We start from the raw sequence: 15,441 nt of genomic DNA, 5'->3' as shown, positions 1-15,441 counted from the left end.
CCCCCCATTCTCCGGAGCCGTCCATGTCCCGCGTTACCTTGAGTCGCTATTTGATCGAGCAGACCCGCAGCAACAACACGCCTGCCGATCTGCGCTTCCTTATCGAAGTGGTGGCGCGTGCTTGCAAGGAAATCAGCCACGCCGTTTCCAAAGGCGCACTGGGCGGTGTCCTGGGCAGCATGGGCACTGAAAACGTGCAGGGCGAAGTGCAGAAGAAACTGGACGTTCTGTCCAACGAAATCCTGCTCGAAGCCAACGAATGGGGTGGCCACCTGGCCGGCATGGCGTCCGAAGAAATGGACAATGCCTACCAGATCCCAGGCAAATACCCGAAGGGCGCATACCTGCTGGTATTCGACCCACTGGACGGTTCGTCCAACATCGACATTAACGCACCGGTCGGCACCATCTTCTCGGTGCTGCGTTGCCCCAACGAATACCTGAGCCAGAACGAAGCCCTGAACGAAAAGGCCTTCCTGCAACCAGGCACCGAGCAGGTTGCTGCCGGCTACGCGATCTACGGCCCACAGACCATGCTGGTGCTGACCCTGGGCGACGGCGTCAAAGGCTTCACCCTGGACCGTGAAATGGGCAGCTTCGTACTCACCCACGAAGACATTTCGATTCCTGCTTCTACCCAGGAATTTGCCATCAACATGTCCAACCAGCGCCACTGGGAAGAACCGGTGAAGCGCTACGTCAACGAGCTGATGGAAGGCGAAGAAGGCCCGTTGAAGAAGAACTTCAACATGCGCTGGGTAGCCGCGATGGTTGCCGACGTGCACCGCATCCTGACCCGTGGTGGCCTGTTCATGTACCCACGCGACAGCCGCGAGCCGTCCAAGCCAGGCAAGCTGCGCCTGATGTACGAAGCCAACCCGATGTCGTTTTTGGTTGAACAGGCAGGCGGTGCGTCTACCGACGGCCACCAGCGCATCCTCGACATCCAGCCTGAAGGCCTGCACCAGCGTGTGGCGGTGTTCCTGGGTTCGAAGGAAGAAGTTGAGCGCGTGACGGCTTATCACAAGAAGTAAGAGCTTGCGGTAACAAAAAAGCCCCGAAATGCGCTCAGCGCTTCGGGGCTTTTGTTTTTATTGAATAAGGTTTTTCAGCAGCAACGCCTGCAGGTTTTTCCGAGTGTCGGCGATGATGTGGACGTAAATGATCGGGTCTCGAATTTCGTAGATGATCCGATTCATGCCACAGACAACCTGTCGATATTGGCTGAGATTCAACTTCTCGATCTCTTGCGGTATCGAGCCAGCATAGGGTTGAGACTCAAGCAGTCGCATGGCCTGTTTCATCGCGTCGTAGGACTGCTGCCAGGTCGATGTCGAGAACTGCCGGATGAGGTATGACTTGATATCTTTAAGGTCGCGTTTTGCCGAGTGAAGAATCACAACCTTGAATGTCATTGAGCGTCGTCCTTGTCCAGCTCGGCGAACACGTCCTCCATGTCTTGAAACTGCCCCAATTCAATCTGCCGGTTGCCCAGGGCCAATAGCTTTAACAAGGCCATGGTTTCTGCCTGCTCCTCAAAACTCTTCACATCCATCACCACCAGCTTCGCTTCGCCATTTTGGGTGATGACCAGGGGTTCGCGGCTTTCCGTGAGTGTTTTGACGATCTCGGCGGTATGACTTTTCAAGTAGCTGATCGGCTTTATCTGCGAAGAAAATTTCATGGGATGACCCCTGCTCAAGGTGTGACTGATTTTAGTCTTAATTTGGTCTTTGCTAGACAGCAACTGATGAAAGGCGGTGATTTTTCACTCGAAAACACGGTTCAAGGGGCCAGTTCACATAAAAAATAAATAGCACCCCCCATCGGGAACCAGACACCCCTTTTCCCTTCTAAGCTTCTGGCAGATACCCCAGCTGCTTTGTCTCTCCAGGAGCTTTTCCATGTCTATACGCCGTCTCGCCCTGCTGGCTTTTTGCGTGCTCTTAGCCGCTTGCAGCAAGGTCACCCAAGAAAACTACCAAAAGCTCTCAGCCGGCATGGCCAAGGCCGAGGTGGAGTCGTTGCTGGGCAAGCCAACCGATTGTTCCGGCGCACTGGGCATGTCCAGCTGCACCTGGGGCGATAAAAACAGCTTTATCAGCGTGCAGTACGCCGGTGACAAAGTTCTGATGTTTTCCGGGCAAGGCCTGAAGTAAACCGGGGCGCGAGCCTGCGGGAGAAGAAGAATGATGCGTTTTGTTTTGTTCCTTTGCGCCAGCCTGTTTTTGGCGGGCTGCGCCAGCCATTCTGGCGATGATCTGCAACCCAAGACTGCGAGCAACGTCAACCTCAAGCGTTACCAGGGCACCTGGTATGAGTTGGCCCGGTTGCCGATGTACTTTCAGCGCAACTGTGCGCAATCCGAAGCCCGCTATACCTTGCTGCCTGATGGTGACATGTCGGTGTTCAACCGCTGCCTGACGCCTGAGTGGAAGTGGCAAGAGGCCAAAGGCACGGCTACGCCGCAGGTACCAGGCAAGACCGACAAGCTGTGGGTGGAATTCAATAACTGGTTTACATCACTGTTGCCGGGCGTTGCCAAGGGCGACTACTGGGTGCTGTATGTCAGCGATGACTACAAGACCGCCATCGTCGGCAGCCCGAGCCGGCGCTATATGTGGATCCTGTCGCGCACGCCGACGGTGAGTGCCGATACCCGCGAAGACCTGCTGAGCAGGGCGCGACAGCAAGGGTATGACACCACGCGGCTGATCTGGCGTACGTCGGACAAGCAGATGGCAAAGTCCTCTCAGTAATCCTGAGTACCCTCAACCCAATGTGGGAGCTGGCTTGCCTGCGATACAGGCACCTCGGTGCATCAGTTGCACCGGGTTGATGCTATCGCAGGCAAGCCAGCTCCCACAGTTGTTATGGGTTGGCCGTTAGTTCAGCAAGTCCTTCAGGACCTGGGTGAATGCCCGGCTGCTGTCTTCTTCGCCAGCATGATGCCCATCTCGCACCACCCACTTGCCATTGACCAGTACATCGCGCACTTGCCGATCACCACCGGCAAATAGCCAGCGGTTGAGAATCCCATCCTCACTGGCCGTCGCCAGGTACGGGTCGCTACCGTCCAGCACTATCCAGTCCGCACGCTTGCCCACTTGCAGTCGACCAATCGGCTGGCCCAGCGCTTGTGCGCCACCGTCCAGCGCAGCATCGAACAGCGTGCGACCCACCATCGGTTGGTCACTGCGATACAACCGATTACGCCGTTGATCACGCAGGCGCTGGCCGTATTCCAGCCAACGCAGTTCTTCCACCACGCTCAGTGACACATGGCTGTCGGAACCAATGCCCATGCGGCCGCCCTGGGCGAGGAAGTCCACCGCAGGAAAAATCCCATCGCCCAGGTTGGCCTCCGTGGTCAGGCACAAACCGGCAATCGCTCGGCTGTTGGCCATGCGTGTCACTTCGTCGGCATCGGCATGGGTGGCGTGCACCAGGCACCAGCGCTCATCCACCTCGACATTGTCATACAGCCATTGCAACGGGCGCTTGCCGCTCCAGGCCAAGCAGTCGTCGACTTCTTTTTGCTGTTCGGCGATGTGGATATGCACCGGGCAGCTCTTGTCACTGGCGGCCAGCACGGTATGGATTTGTTCGGGGGTGACGGCGCGCAGGGAGTGGAAGCACAGACCCAGTTGCTGCGCCGGTTGTGCCGCCAGAATGGGCTGCAGGCGCGCTTGCAAGTCCAGGTAGTGTTCCGTGCTGTTGATAAACCGTCGCTGGCCTTCATTCGGCGCTTGGCCACCAAAGCCCGCGTGGGTGTAGAGCACCGGCAGCAAGGTCAGGCCGATCCCGCTGCTGGCGGCCGCCTGGCTGATCTGGCGGGACAGTTCCGTACGGTCGGCATAGGGCTGGCCGCTGAGATCGTGGTGCACGTAATGGAACTCGGCCACCGAGGTGTAGCCGGCCTTGAGCATTTCGATATACAGCTGGCGGGCGATGATCTGTAACTGCTCGGGGTTGATCTTGCCGACCATGCGGTACATCAAGTCGCGCCAGGTCCAGAAGCTGTCATTGGGGTTGCCGGCCACTTCGGCCAAGCCCGCCATGGCGCGCTGGAAGGCATGGGAATGCAGGTTCGGCATGCCCGCCAACACCGGGCCCCTGAGCCGCTCCGCACCTTCTGCACTGGCGTTGGGCTCAACCTTTGTCAGCAGGCCATCGGTGCTGACTTCAAGACGTACATCATTGGCCCATCCATTAGGCAGCAGTGCGCGTTCGGCAAAGAAAGCGGACATGATCAAGGCACCCCGGTCGTGTGTTTATTTGTATATACATATACAGACGTTTGCCTGCTCGGTAAACTCCGGCAATCTATGCATCTTTTTCCCCTGCAAGGATTCCCTGTGCCGACTCCGCCCGCCAAGTCTTCGCTGGCTGCCCACATGGACGAAAGTCCGGCGCCCTTGTATGCCCGCGTCAAACAGATGATCAGCCAGCAGATCCTCAACGGCAACTGGCCGCCCCATTACCGCGTGCCGTCGGAAAGCGAGCTGGTCAGCCAGTTGGGCTTCAGCCGCATGACTATCAACCGCGCCCTGCGCGAGCTGACCGCCGAAGGCCTTCTAGTGCGTATGCAGGGTGTGGGTACGTTTGTTGCCGAGCCGAAAAGCCAGTCAGCCCTGTTTGAAGTGCATAACATCGCCGATGAAATCGCCTCCCGCGGGCATCGGCACACTTGCCAGGTGATCACCCTGGGCGAAGAGGCCGCCGGCTCCGAACGCGCCGTTGCCTTGGAAATGCGCGAAGGCGGGCGGGTGTTCCACTCGTTGATCGTGCATTACGAGAACGACATTCCTGTGCAAATAGAAGACCGTTTCGTCAACGCCCTGGTCGCGCCGGAATACTTGCAGCAGGACTTCACCCAGCAAACCCCGTATGCCTATTTGAACCAGGTCGCGCCGTTGACTGAGGGCGAGCATGTGGTTGAGGCGATCCTCGCCGATGCCGCCGAGTGCAAATTGTTGCAGATCGAGCCGAGCGAGCCGTGCCTGTTGATTCGCCGACGCACCTGGTCGGGTCGCCAGCCGGTGACTGCGGCGCGATTGATCCACCCCGGTTCCCGTCACAGCCTCGAAGGACGCTTCAGTAAATGAGTGAGATCAACGTCTGGCGCGCCGCCGACTACGTGCGCATGCCGTGGAAGAACGGCGGCGGCAGTACCGAAGAAATCAGTCGCGACGCCGGCACCGGCCTGGAGGGTTTTGGCTGGCGTTTGTCGATTGCCGATATCGCCGAATCGGGTGGGTTTTCCACCTTCGCTGGCTACCAGCGCGTGATTACGGTGATCAAAGGCGCCGGCATGGTGTTGACCGTAGACGGTGAGGAGCAACGCGGGTTGTTACCGTTGCAGCCGTTCGCGTTCAAGGGTGAAAGCCAGGTGTCATGCCGCTTGATCACCGGGCCGATTCGCGACTTCAACCTGATCTACTCGCCACAGCGTTACCACGCACGCTTGCAGTGGGTGGATGGCGTGCAGCAGTTTTTCAGCACCGCGCAGACGGTGCTGGTGTTCAGCGTGGCGGATGAGGTGAAGGTGCTGGGCGAGAAGCTCGGCCACCATGATTGCCTGCAAGTGGACGGTAACACGGGCCTGCTGGATATCTCTGTCACTGGCCGCTGCTGCATCATCGAACTGACCGCACGCGATTAAAAACTGTGGGAGCTGCCTTGCCTGCGATAGCGGTATATCAGTAGCTGATGCGCTGACTGACACACCGCTATCGCAGACAAGCCAGCTCCCACCTTTGTTTTTGCATTGTTCACAAAATCTGTTTCCACTCCGCGCACCAATTTGTTACCGAATGCCCCAGCGTGACGCAAAGCTTCGCTGCCGTGACAAATTCCCCGCGCTGCAACAAACCTCCGTAAGAAATTTCATCAAGCTTTGAAGCCTTGATTTACAAGGCTCGCACGCCCCGTGCAAAAAAAACCCAACCACTCCTGGCTAAAGTTGGCCGCTCGATTGCATATGCTTGTACATACAAGTAAAGATGTGTGCGTAAGACTTTGCACCATCCCTGTTCGCGCATCGATCGCCGAGGAGTCCTAGCTGTGACCAAGCCTACAAAATACCGTGACGTCGAAATCCGCGCCGCCCGCGGTAACAAGCTCACCGCCAAAAGCTGGCTGACCGAAGCGCCGCTGCGCATGCTGATGAACAACCTCGACCCACAAGTGGCCGAGAACCCCAAAGAACTGGTGGTGTACGGCGGTATCGGCCGCGCGGCGCGCAACTGGGAGTGCTACGACCAGATCGTCGAGAGCCTCACCAATCTGAACGACGACGAAACCCTGCTGGTGCAATCCGGTAAGCCAGTCGGCGTGTTCAAGACCCACAGCAACGCCCCGCGCGTGCTGATTGCCAACTCCAACCTGGTACCGCACTGGGCCAGTTGGGAGCATTTCAACGAACTGGATGCCAAGGGCCTGGCCATGTACGGCCAGATGACCGCCGGCAGCTGGATCTACATCGGCAGCCAAGGCATTGTCCAAGGCACCTACGAAACCTTCGTCGAAGCCGGCCGCCAGCACTACAACAGCGACTTGACCGGCCGTTGGGTGCTCACCGCCGGCCTCGGCGGCATGGGCGGCGCGCAGCCATTGGCCGCGACGCTGGCCGGCGCCTGCTCGCTGAATATCGAGTGCCAGCAAGTCAGCATCGACTTCCGCCTGAACAGCCGCTACGTCGACGAGCAGGCCACCGACCTCGACGACGCCCTGGCGCGCATCGCCAAATACACCAAGGAAGGCAAGGCCATCTCCATCGCGCTGCTGGGCAACGCCGCAGAGATCCTGCCAGAACTGGTCAAGCGTGGCGTGCGCCCGGACATGGTCACCGACCAGACCAGCGCCCACGACCCACTCAACGGTTACCTGCCGGCCGGCTGGACCTGGGACGAATACCGCGCTCGCGCCAAGACCGAGCCGGCCGCCGTGATCAAGGCCGCCAAGCAGTCGATGGCCGTCCACGTCAAAGCCATGCTCGAATTCCAGAAGCAAGGCATCCCGACCTTCGACTACGGCAACAACATCCGCCAGATGGCCCAGGAAGAGGGCGTGGAAAACGCGTTCGACTTCCCAGGTTTCGTACCGGCCTACATCCGCCCATTGTTCTGCCGTGGCATCGGCCCGTTCCGCTGGGCGGCGCTGTCCGGTGACCCGCAGGACATCTACAAGACCGACGCCAAAGTCAAAGAGCTGATCCCGGACGACGCCCACCTGCACAACTGGCTGGACATGGCCCGCGAGCGCATCAGCTTCCAGGGTCTGCCGGCACGTATCTGCTGGGTCGGCCTGGGCCAGCGTGCCAAGTTGGGCCTGGCGTTCAACGAAATGGTGCGCAGCGGCGAGCTGTCCGCGCCGGTCGTGATCGGCCGTGACCACCTGGACTCCGGCTCGGTCGCCAGCCCGAACCGCGAAACCGAAGCCATGCAGGACGGCTCCGATGCTGTGTCCGACTGGCCGCTGCTCAACGCCTTGCTTAATACCGCGAGCGGCGCGACCTGGGTGTCGCTGCACCACGGTGGTGGCGTGGGCATGGGCTTCTCCCAGCACTCAGGGATGGTGATTGTCTGCGACGGTACTGACGAAGCGGCCGAGCGGATTGCCCGCGTGCTGCACAACGACCCGGCGACCGGGGTGATGCGTCATGCGGATGCGGGTTACCAGATCGCTATCGACTGCGCCAAGGAACAAGGCCTGAACCTGCCGATGATCAAGTAACGGGTGGCGCAGTACCTGTGGGAGCTGGCTTGCCTGCGATGCAGACGACGCGGTCTGACAGTAAGACCGCGGTGATGCTATCGCAGGCAAGCCAGCGCCCACGGAAGAGCAAGATGCATACAAAACAATCCATCAGAGGTTGAACAACATGGCTGCAAACGACACCACCCCGTTGATCGAGAAACGTTCGATCGACTACATCCCGGAAGCGGAAAGACATGGTCGTCTATTCAGTCAATTCACCCTGTGGATGGGTGCCAACCTGCAGATCACTGCGATTGTCACCGGGGCGTTGGCCGTGGTGCTGGGCGGTGATGTGTTCTGGTCGTTGATCGGCTTGCTGATCGGTCAACTGATCGGCGGTGGCGTCATGGCGCTGCATGCGGCGCAAGGGCCCAAGCTTGGCCTGCCGCAGATGATTTCCAGCCGGGTGCAGTTCGGCGTGTACGGCGCGGCCATTCCGATCGTGTTGGTGTGCTTGATGTACCTGGGCTTCACCGCCACCGGCACCGTGCTGTCGGGCCAGGCGCTGGGCCAGTTGTTCGGGGTCAGCGACAGCGTCGGCATCCTGATCTTCGCCAGTGTCATCGTGCTGGTCACGGTGCTGGGTTACCGGGTGATCCACTTCATCGGCCGGGTCGCCAGCCTGATTGGCGTGGTTGCCTTTGTGTACCTGTTCAGCCGCTTGATGAGCCAGACCGACGTTGGCGCGCTCCTGCAGATCCGCCACTTCAGCTGGAGCAGTTTCCTGCTGGCCGTGTCGCTGGCGGCCTCCTGGCAGATTGCGTTCGGCCCTTACGTGGCAGATTACTCGCGTTACCTGCCGAGCCACACGTCATCGGTGAAAACCTTTCTCGCTGCTGGCGCAGGTTCGGTCATCGGTGCCCAAGTGGCGATGGTCCTCGGCGTGTTTGCCGCGGCCATGTCCAACGGGCAGTTTGCCGGCCACGAGGTGGCGTACATCGTTGGCTTGAGCGGCACGGGGGCTACCGCTGCGTTGCTGTACTTCAGCATCGCGTTCGGCAAGGTCACCATCTCGACGCTCAACTCCTACGGCAGCTTCATGTGCATCGCCACTATCATCAGCGGCTTTCGTGGGCGTCTGGAGGTCACGCGTCTGCAGCGTCTGGTGTTTGTGCTGATGATCGTCGGCACGGCCACGCTGATCGCGTTGCTCGGCCAGCATTCGTTCCTCGGTGCATTCAAGTCGTTCATCCTGTTCCTGCTGGCGTTCTTTACGCCCTGGAGCGCGATCAACCTGGTGGATTACTACTGCATCACCCGCGAGCGTTATGACGTGCCGGCGCTGGCCGACCCGAACGGTCGTTACGGCCGCTGGAACCTGCTGGGCATCAGCGTCTACGTATTCGGCGTGCTGGTGCAGTTGCCGTTCATCTCTACCAAGTTCTACACCGGCCCCCTGGTGGCCGCGCTGGGGGATGTGGATATCTCCTGGATCATCGGCCTGGTACTGCCGGCGGCCCTGTATTACGTGTGTGCAAAAAAATGGCACGGCACGGTACCCGATCACCTGATCCTGCCAAAAGAGCAGGGCGCTTCACCCACAACAAACGGGCTGGCTGCACAAGCCTGATGGGACGTGGACAGGGCAGGACGCCTACTGACTGCCGTAATCCATTTCATGATTGGGAGCGTCACAACAATGACTATGAATAAGACCTTGCTGGCTACTTTGTTCGCAGCTGGCGTGCTGGCAAGTGCCGGCGCCCAGGCGGCTGGTTGGTGCGAGTCGGGTAAACCGGTGAAATTCGCCGGCCTGAATTGGGAAAGCGGCATGTTGCTCACCGACATCCTGCAAACCGTGCTGGAAAAAGGCTACGACTGCAAAACCGACAGCTTGCCGGGCAATTCCATCACCATGGAAAACGCCCTGGGCAGTAACGACATCCAAGTGTTCGCCGAGGAGTGGGTAGGTCGCAGCGAGGTCTGGAACAAAGCCGAGAAGGCCGGCAAAGTCGTGGGCGTCGGTGCTCCGGTGGTCGGCGCGGTCGAAGGCTGGTACGTGCCGCGCTATGTGATCGAAGGCGACGCCAAGCGCAAGCTGGAAGCCAAGGCGCCGGACCTGAAAAACATCGCCGACCTGGCCAAGTACGCCTCGGTGTTCAAGGACCAGGAAGAGCCGTCCAAGGGCCGCTTCTACAACTGCCCGGCCGGCTGGACCTGCGAGCTGGACAACAGCGAAATGCTCAAGAGCTACGGCCTGGAAAGCACCTACACCAACTTCCGCCCGGGCACCGGCCCGGCGCTGGATGCAGCGGTGCTGTCGAGCTACAAGCGTGGCGAGCCGATCCTGTTCTACTACTGGTCACCGACACCGCTGATGGGCCAGGTCGATCTGGTCAAGCTGGAAGAAAAGCCCGGCGTGGACAAAACCGTGAGCATCAAGGTCGGCCTCTCCAAGACTTTCCACGAGCAAGCCCCGGAACTGGTGGCCGTGCTGGAAAAGGTCAACCTGCCCATCGACCTGCTGAACCAGAACCTGGGCCGCATGGCCAAGGAGCGGATCGAGTCGCCGAAACTGGCGAAAATATTCCTCAAGGAACATCCTGAAGTCTGGCACGCCTGGGTGAGCGACGACGCAGCCAAGAAAATCGACGCGGCCTTGTAGGTCAAGTGTGCACGGCTACCCTCAAGGGTGGCCGGGCGGCTGGCCACAACCCACTGGATCGAGAGCACGATATGTTTCCTGAGAGCATTACCTTTTCCATCGCCGACTGGGTCAACGGTTGGGTGGACGCACTGGTCACCCACTACGGCGATGTGTTCCGGCACATCTCCGATACGCTGCTGTGGGCCATCGTCAACCTGGAAGGCCTGCTGCGCGCAGCGCCCTGGTGGCTGATGCTGGCCATCGTCGGCGGTATTGCCTGGCATGCCACCCGCAAGGTGGTGACCACGGCGGTGATTGTCGGTCTGCTGTTCCTGGTGGGCGCGGTTGGCCTGTGGGACAAGCTGATGCAAACCCTGGCATTGATGATGGTGGCCACGGTGATTTCGGTGTTGATCGGCATCCCCCTGGGCATCCTCTCGGCGCGCAGTAATCGCCTGCGTTCAGTGTTGATGCCGCTGCTGGACATCATGCAAACCATGCCCAGCTTCGTGTACCTCATCCCGGTGCTGATGCTGTTCGGCCTGGGCAAGGTCCCGGCGATTTTCGCCACGGTGATCTACGCCGCGCCGCCGCTGATTCGCCTGACAGACCTGGGTATTCGCCAAGTCGATGGCGAAGTCATGGAAGCCATCAACGCCTTCGGCGCCAACCGCTGGCAGCAACTGTTCGGCGTGCAATTGCCGCTGGCGTTGCCGAGCATCATGGCCGGGATTAACCAGACCACCATGATGGCGCTGTCGATGGTGGTGATCGCCTCGATGATCGGCGCCCGTGGCTTGGGTGAAGACGTGCTCGTCGGCATCCAGACCCTCAACGTCGGCCGCGGCCTTGAAGCCGGGCTGGCGATCGTGATTCTCGCAGTGGTCATCGACCGCATTACCCAGGCTTATGGCCGCCCACGGCATGAGGCGAGCAAATGACGACTGTCAGCAAAATCGAAGTCAAAAACGTCTTCAAGATTTTCGGCGCACGCGCCAAGGATGCGCTGGCCATGGTCGGCCAGGGCAAGACCAAGGACCAGGTACTGGCCGAGACCGGTTGCGTGGTCGGCGTCAATGACCTGTCCCTGAGCATCGGCACCGGTGAGATCTTTGTCATCATGGGCTTGTCGGGTTCGGGCAAATCCACCCTGGTGCGCCACTTCAACCGCCTGATCGACCCCACCAGTGGCGCGATCCTGGTGGACGGCGAAGACATCCTGCAACTGGACATGGAAGCCCTGCGCCAATTCCGTCGGCACAAGATCAGCATGGTGTTCCAGAGCTTCGGCCTGCTGCCGCACAAGAGCGTGCTCGACAACGTTGCCTACGGCCTGAAAGTGCGTGGCGAAACCAAGCAAGTCTGCGCCGAACGTGCGTTGCACTGGATCGAAACAGTGGGCCTCAAAGGCTATGAAAACAAATATCCCCACCAGCTTTCTGGCGGTATGCGCCAGCGCGTGGGCCTGGCCCGCGCCTTGGCGGCCGACACCGATATCATCCTGATGGACGAAGCCTTCAGCGCCCTCGACCCGCTGATCCGCGCCGAGATGCAAGACCAATTGCTCGAGCTGCAAAAGACCCTGCACAAGACCATCGTGTTCATCACCCACGACCTCGACGAGGCCGTGCGCATCGGCAATCGCATTGCGATCCTCAAGGACGGCAAGCTGATCCAGGTCGGCACGCCGCGGGAGATCCTGCATTCGCCGGCGGATGAATATGTGGACCGCTTTGTTCAGCGGCGGGCGGCGGTGGTCTGACGGACGCCATCGCAGGCAAGCCAGCTCCCACATTTGATTGGGTTCACACAGTTCAAATGTGGGAGCCGGGCTTGCCCGCGATGACGCCGGCAATGCTGTAGAGATTATGAAGAGGTCAACGATGTCCCAGGCAACAACAATCATCATCGCCGACACCCCACTGCGCTGGCAGGACGTGGTCGCCGTCGCCCGCCACGGCGCCATGCTCGAACTGTCGGGCCACGCCTGGGCGCGCATCGACAATGCCCAAGCCATCGTGCAGCGCATCGTCACCAGCGGCGAGCGTGCCTATGGTGTCAACACCGGCCTGGGCGCGCTGTGCAACGTCTCGCTCAAGACCGAGCAACTGAGCCAACTGTCGCGCAATACGCTGTTGAGCCATGCCTGTGGTGTCGGCCCGGTGCTCAGCGATGAGCAAACCCGCGCGATCATCTGCGCGGCGATCATCAACTACAGCCATGGCAAGTCCGGCCTGCATCCGCAGGTGGTGCACGCGCTGCTGGCGTTGCTCAACCACGGCATCACCCCGCAAGTGCCGTCCCAAGGCTCGGTGGGGTACCTGACCCACATGGCCCATATCGGCGTGGCCCTGCTGGGCGTCGGCAATGTGAGTTATCGCGGCCAGATCGTCACGGCGCAACACGCGTTGCAGGCTGAAGGCTTGCAGCCGATGGTGCTCGGCGCCAAGGACGGCCTGTGCCTGGTCAATGGCACGCCGTGCATGACCGGCCTGAGCTGCCTGGCCCTGGCCGATGCACATCACTTGCTGCAATGGGCCGACGTGATCGGTGCCATGAGCTTCGAAGCCCAGCGCGGCCAGATCGACGCCTTTGACGAAGAAATCATTGCTCTCAAGCCGCATCCTGGCATGCAGCAAGTGGGTATCAACCTGCGTGCCTTGCTCGACGGCAGTGAGGTGATTGCCAGCAGTAAAGGTATTCGCACCCAGGATGCCTTGAGCATTCGCTCGATCCCGCAGATTCACGGCGCGGCCCGCGATCAGGTGGAACACGCCACGCGCCAGATCGAGACCGAACTCAACAGCGCCACCGACAACCCGCTGGTGCTGGGCACGCCAGACAGCTACCGCGTGGTGTCCCAGGCCAACCCCCACGGGCAGTCCGTCGCGATGGCGGCCGACATGCTCGCCATCGCCATGGCCGAGATCGGTTCGGTGGCCGAGCGTCGCCTGGACCGCCTGGTCAACCCGCATGTCAGCGGCCTGCCAGCCTTCCTGGTGAGCAACCCGGGGGTCAACTCCGGGATGATGATCGTGCAGTACGTCGCCGCGTCCTTGTGCGGGCAGAACCGCCAGTTGGCGCAACCCGCGGTGCTCGACAATTTCGTCACCTCGGGCCTGCAGGAAGACCACTTGAGCATGGGCACCAACGCCGCGCTCAAGCTGCACCAGGTGCTGGTCAACGTCACCCAGATTCTTGCCATCGAATACCTGCTGGCGGCCCAGGCTTTCGAGTTTCTCAAGGACCAGCGCTTCGGTGCCGGTACCGACCGCGCCTGGCGTTTGCTGCGCGAAGTGGTCCCTGCTTATGAACAGGACCGCTGGCTGGCGCCGGATATTGCCGCCGCTGCCCAGCTGCTTAAAGACACCGCATTACCGAATTTGCACTGAACACCTAAGAACAATTCACAAGGAGAATGAATGTGACTGCGCTAAACCTGATTCCAGGCCAACTGAGCCTCGCCCAACTGCGTGCCATCTACCAGCAGCCAGTAACCCTCAGCCTGGATGACAGCGCCTCGGCCCAGATCGAAGCCAGCGTTGCCTGCGTGGAGCAGATTCTCGCCGAGAACCGCACCGCCTATGGCATCAACACCGGTTTTGGCCTGTTGGCCTCGACCCGCATCGCCAGCGAAGACCTGGAAAACCTCCAGCGTTCCCTGGTGCTGTCCCACGCCGCCGGCGTCGGTGAGCCGATCAGCGATGCGCTGGTGCGACTGGTCATGGTGCTCAAGGTCAACAGCCTGAGCCGTGGCTTCTCCGGGATTCGTCGCCAGGTGATCGACGCGTTGATCGCGCTGATCAACGCCGAGGTGTACCCGCACATTCCGCTCAAGGGGTCAGTGGGTGCTTCCGGTGACCTGGCGCCGTTGGCGCACATGTCCCTGGTACTGCTTGGCGAAGGCAAGGCACGCCACAAGGGCCAATGGCTGGAAGCCACCGAGGCGCTGAAAATCGCCGGCCTCACGCCGCTGACCCTGGCCGCCAAAGAAGGCCTGGCCCTGCTCAACGGCACCCAGGTGTCCACGGCCTATGCCCTGCGTGGCCTGTTCGAAGGCGAAGACCTGTTCGCCGGCGCCCTCGCTTGCGGCGGCCTCACTGTGGAGGCGGTACTGGGTTCGCGTTCGCCGTTCGATGCGCGTATTCATGCAGCGCGTGGCCAGCGTGGCCAGATCGACTCGGCAGCGGCCTATCGCGACCTGCTCGGTGAGAGCAGCCAGGTGTCCCAATCGCACCAGAACTGCGACAAGGTGCAAGACCCGTATTCCCTGCGTTGCCAGCCGCAGGTCATGGGTGCGTGCCTGACTCAATTGCGCCAGGCCGCCGAGGTGCTGGTGGTAGAAGCCAACGCAGTGTCGGATAACCCGCTGGTCTTTGCCGCCGAGGGTGACGTGATTTCCGGTGGCAACTTCCACGCCGAACCCGTGGCCATGGCCGCCGACAACATGGCGCTGGCCATTGCCGAAATCGGCTCCCTGAGCGAGCGCCGGATCTCGTTGATGATGGACAAGCACATGTCGCAACTGCCGCCGTTTCTGGTGGGCAATGGCGGGGTGAACTCCGGCTTCATGATCGCCCAGGTGACCGCCGCCGCGCTCGCCAGCGAGAACAAGGCGCTGGCCCATCCCCATAGCGTCGACAGCTTGCCGACTTCGGCCAACCAGGAAGACCACGTGTCCATGGCCCCGGCTGCGGGCAAGCGTTTGTGGGAAATGGCCGAGAACACCCGGGGCATCCTCGCGGTGGAATGGCTCGCGGCGTGCCAGGGCCTGGACCTGCGCGACGGCCTGAAGACCTCGCCCAAGCTGGAAAAAGCCCGTGGCATCCTGCGCGACAAGGTGGCGTTCTATGACAAGGACCGCTTCTTCGCCCCGGACATCAACGCCGCCAGCGAACTGCTCGCCAGCCGCTGCCTGAATGAGCTGGTGCCGGCCAAGTTGCTGCCAAGCCTCTGACCGCGACTCGGTCTGTGCCTGATCATTCCCACGCTCCGCGTGGGAATGCATCCTGTGACGCTCTGCGTCACCGCTCTTAAAGCGGACGCGGAGCGTCCAGGTCGGAGTTCCCACGCCGAGCGTGGGAACGATCTTC

Annotated in this window: 15 protein-coding genes; 12 read left to right on the top strand and 3 right to left on the bottom strand. The window is 60.7% G+C overall.

Translation table 11 applies throughout. The annotated features are described in order from the left end of the window. Positions 1 to 23 precede the first annotated feature (23 nt). Entirely contained in the window at positions 24 to 1,034 is a 1,011-nt protein-coding gene (locus BOP96_RS04715) for a class 1 fructose-bisphosphatase (protein ID WP_003187818.1), read from the top strand. Positions 1,035 to 1,091: 57 nt separating this feature from the next. Here BOP96_RS04715 and BOP96_RS04710 read toward each other — a convergent pair whose 3' ends face one another. Further along, positions 1,092 to 1,415, bottom strand: coding sequence for a type II toxin-antitoxin system RelE/ParE family toxin (locus tag BOP96_RS04710; protein ID WP_014716528.1), 324 nt, complete (start codon positions 1,413 to 1,415; stop codon positions 1,092 to 1,094). After that, positions 1,412 to 1,684, bottom strand: a complete 273-nt coding sequence (locus BOP96_RS04705) for a type II toxin-antitoxin system Phd/YefM family antitoxin (RefSeq protein ID WP_003171142.1) — start codon at positions 1,682 to 1,684, stop codon at positions 1,412 to 1,414. The genes BOP96_RS04710 and BOP96_RS04705 overlap by 4 nt, the downstream gene beginning before the upstream one ends. 220 nt (positions 1,685 to 1,904) lie before the next feature. On the opposite strand from BOP96_RS04705, the gene BOP96_RS04700 reads away from it, so the two are divergent. Both BOP96_RS04700 and BOP96_RS04695 read left to right on the top strand, forming a co-directional pair. Beyond that, positions 1,905 to 2,159, top strand: coding sequence for a hypothetical protein (locus BOP96_RS04700; protein ID WP_003187823.1), 255 nt, complete (start codon positions 1,905 to 1,907; stop codon positions 2,157 to 2,159). A gap of 30 nt (positions 2,160 to 2,189) precedes the next feature. Further along, positions 2,190 to 2,759: a lipocalin family protein gene (locus BOP96_RS04695; RefSeq protein ID WP_014716529.1), complete on the top strand. Its 570-nt coding sequence runs from the start codon at positions 2,190 to 2,192 to the stop codon at positions 2,757 to 2,759. A 126-nt stretch (positions 2,760 to 2,885) separates the two neighbouring features. Here BOP96_RS04695 and BOP96_RS04690 read toward each other — a convergent pair whose 3' ends face one another. Further along, on the bottom strand, positions 2,886 to 4,250 hold the full coding sequence (locus BOP96_RS04690; RefSeq protein WP_032901814.1) for a formimidoylglutamate deiminase: 1,365 nt from the start codon (positions 4,248 to 4,250) through the stop codon (positions 2,886 to 2,888). A 147-nt stretch (positions 4,251 to 4,397) separates the two neighbouring features. On the opposite strand from BOP96_RS04690, the gene hutC reads away from it, so the two are divergent. The 9 genes from hutC (at position 4,398) to hutH (BOP96_RS04645) (ending at position 15,305) form a co-directional block, all read left to right on the top strand. Continuing rightward, complete coding sequence (hutC, locus tag BOP96_RS04685; protein ID WP_224796965.1) at positions 4,398 to 5,108, top strand: histidine utilization repressor; 711 nt, start codon at positions 4,398 to 4,400, stop codon at positions 5,106 to 5,108. Beyond that, complete coding sequence (locus BOP96_RS04680; RefSeq protein WP_032901815.1) at positions 5,105 to 5,665, top strand: HutD/Ves family protein; 561 nt, start codon at positions 5,105 to 5,107, stop codon at positions 5,663 to 5,665. Before hutC ends, BOP96_RS04680 begins: the two co-directional genes overlap by 4 nt. 401 nt (positions 5,666 to 6,066) lie before the next feature. Further along, positions 6,067 to 7,737, top strand: a complete 1,671-nt coding sequence (hutU, locus tag BOP96_RS04675; RefSeq protein WP_014716533.1) for a urocanate hydratase — start codon at positions 6,067 to 6,069, stop codon at positions 7,735 to 7,737. Positions 7,738 to 7,885: 148 nt separating this feature from the next. Further along, positions 7,886 to 9,331, top strand: a complete 1,446-nt coding sequence (locus BOP96_RS04670) for a purine-cytosine permease family protein (protein WP_014716534.1) — start codon at positions 7,886 to 7,888, stop codon at positions 9,329 to 9,331. A gap of 69 nt (positions 9,332 to 9,400) precedes the next feature. Next, a complete protein-coding gene (locus BOP96_RS04665) occupies positions 9,401 to 10,366 on the top strand; it encodes an ABC transporter substrate-binding protein (RefSeq protein WP_014716535.1) in 966 nt (321 codons plus the stop codon). 71 nt (positions 10,367 to 10,437) lie between these two features. Then, a complete protein-coding gene (locus BOP96_RS04660; protein WP_020302389.1) occupies positions 10,438 to 11,289 on the top strand; it encodes an ABC transporter permease in 852 nt (283 codons plus the stop codon). Further along, positions 11,286 to 12,110, top strand: a complete 825-nt coding sequence (locus BOP96_RS04655; protein WP_014716537.1) for a quaternary amine ABC transporter ATP-binding protein — start codon at positions 11,286 to 11,288, stop codon at positions 12,108 to 12,110. Before BOP96_RS04660 ends, BOP96_RS04655 begins: the two co-directional genes overlap by 4 nt. A 121-nt stretch (positions 12,111 to 12,231) precedes the next feature. Further along, positions 12,232 to 13,740, top strand: a complete 1,509-nt coding sequence (hutH, locus tag BOP96_RS04650) for a histidine ammonia-lyase (RefSeq protein WP_058410923.1) — start codon at positions 12,232 to 12,234, stop codon at positions 13,738 to 13,740. Between the two features lie 26 nt (positions 13,741 to 13,766). Beyond that, entirely contained in the window at positions 13,767 to 15,305 is a 1,539-nt protein-coding gene (hutH, locus tag BOP96_RS04645; RefSeq protein ID WP_020302387.1) for a histidine ammonia-lyase, read from the top strand. Positions 15,306 to 15,441 lie beyond the last annotated feature (136 nt).

It is taken from the genome of Pseudomonas sp. FSL W5-0203 (assembly GCF_001896155.1).
Taxonomy (GTDB): Bacteria; Pseudomonadota; Gammaproteobacteria; order Pseudomonadales; family Pseudomonadaceae; genus Aquipseudomonas; species Aquipseudomonas paracarnis.
This window is presented reverse-complemented; position numbering and strand designations above follow the sequence as displayed.

Coding starts and splice junctions, on each gene's coding strand:
- BOP96_RS04715 (WP_003187818.1), top strand. CDS start 24: ATGTCCCGCGTTACCTTGAGTCGCTATTTGATCGAGCAGACCCGCAGC.
- BOP96_RS04710 (WP_014716528.1), bottom strand. CDS start 1,415: ATGACATTCAAGGTTGTGATTCTTCACTCGGCAAAACGCGACCTTAAA.
- BOP96_RS04705 (WP_003171142.1), bottom strand. CDS start 1,684: ATGAAATTTTCTTCGCAGATAAAGCCGATCAGCTACTTGAAAAGTCAT.
- BOP96_RS04700 (WP_003187823.1), top strand. CDS start 1,905: ATGTCTATACGCCGTCTCGCCCTGCTGGCTTTTTGCGTGCTCTTAGCC.
- BOP96_RS04695 (WP_014716529.1), top strand. CDS start 2,190: ATGATGCGTTTTGTTTTGTTCCTTTGCGCCAGCCTGTTTTTGGCGGGC.
- BOP96_RS04690 (WP_032901814.1), bottom strand. CDS start 4,250: ATGTCCGCTTTCTTTGCCGAACGCGCACTGCTGCCTAATGGATGGGCC.
- hutC (WP_224796965.1), top strand. CDS start 4,398: ATGGACGAAAGTCCGGCGCCCTTGTATGCCCGCGTCAAACAGATGATC.
- BOP96_RS04680 (WP_032901815.1), top strand. CDS start 5,105: ATGAGTGAGATCAACGTCTGGCGCGCCGCCGACTACGTGCGCATGCCG.
- BOP96_RS04670 (WP_014716534.1), top strand. CDS start 7,886: ATGGCTGCAAACGACACCACCCCGTTGATCGAGAAACGTTCGATCGAC.
- BOP96_RS04665 (WP_014716535.1), top strand. CDS start 9,401: ATGACTATGAATAAGACCTTGCTGGCTACTTTGTTCGCAGCTGGCGTG.
- BOP96_RS04660 (WP_020302389.1), top strand. CDS start 10,438: ATGTTTCCTGAGAGCATTACCTTTTCCATCGCCGACTGGGTCAACGGT.
- BOP96_RS04655 (WP_014716537.1), top strand. CDS start 11,286: ATGACGACTGTCAGCAAAATCGAAGTCAAAAACGTCTTCAAGATTTTC.
- hutH (WP_058410923.1), top strand. CDS start 12,232: ATGTCCCAGGCAACAACAATCATCATCGCCGACACCCCACTGCGCTGG.
- hutH (WP_020302387.1), top strand. CDS start 13,767: ATGAATGTGACTGCGCTAAACCTGATTCCAGGCCAACTGAGCCTCGCC.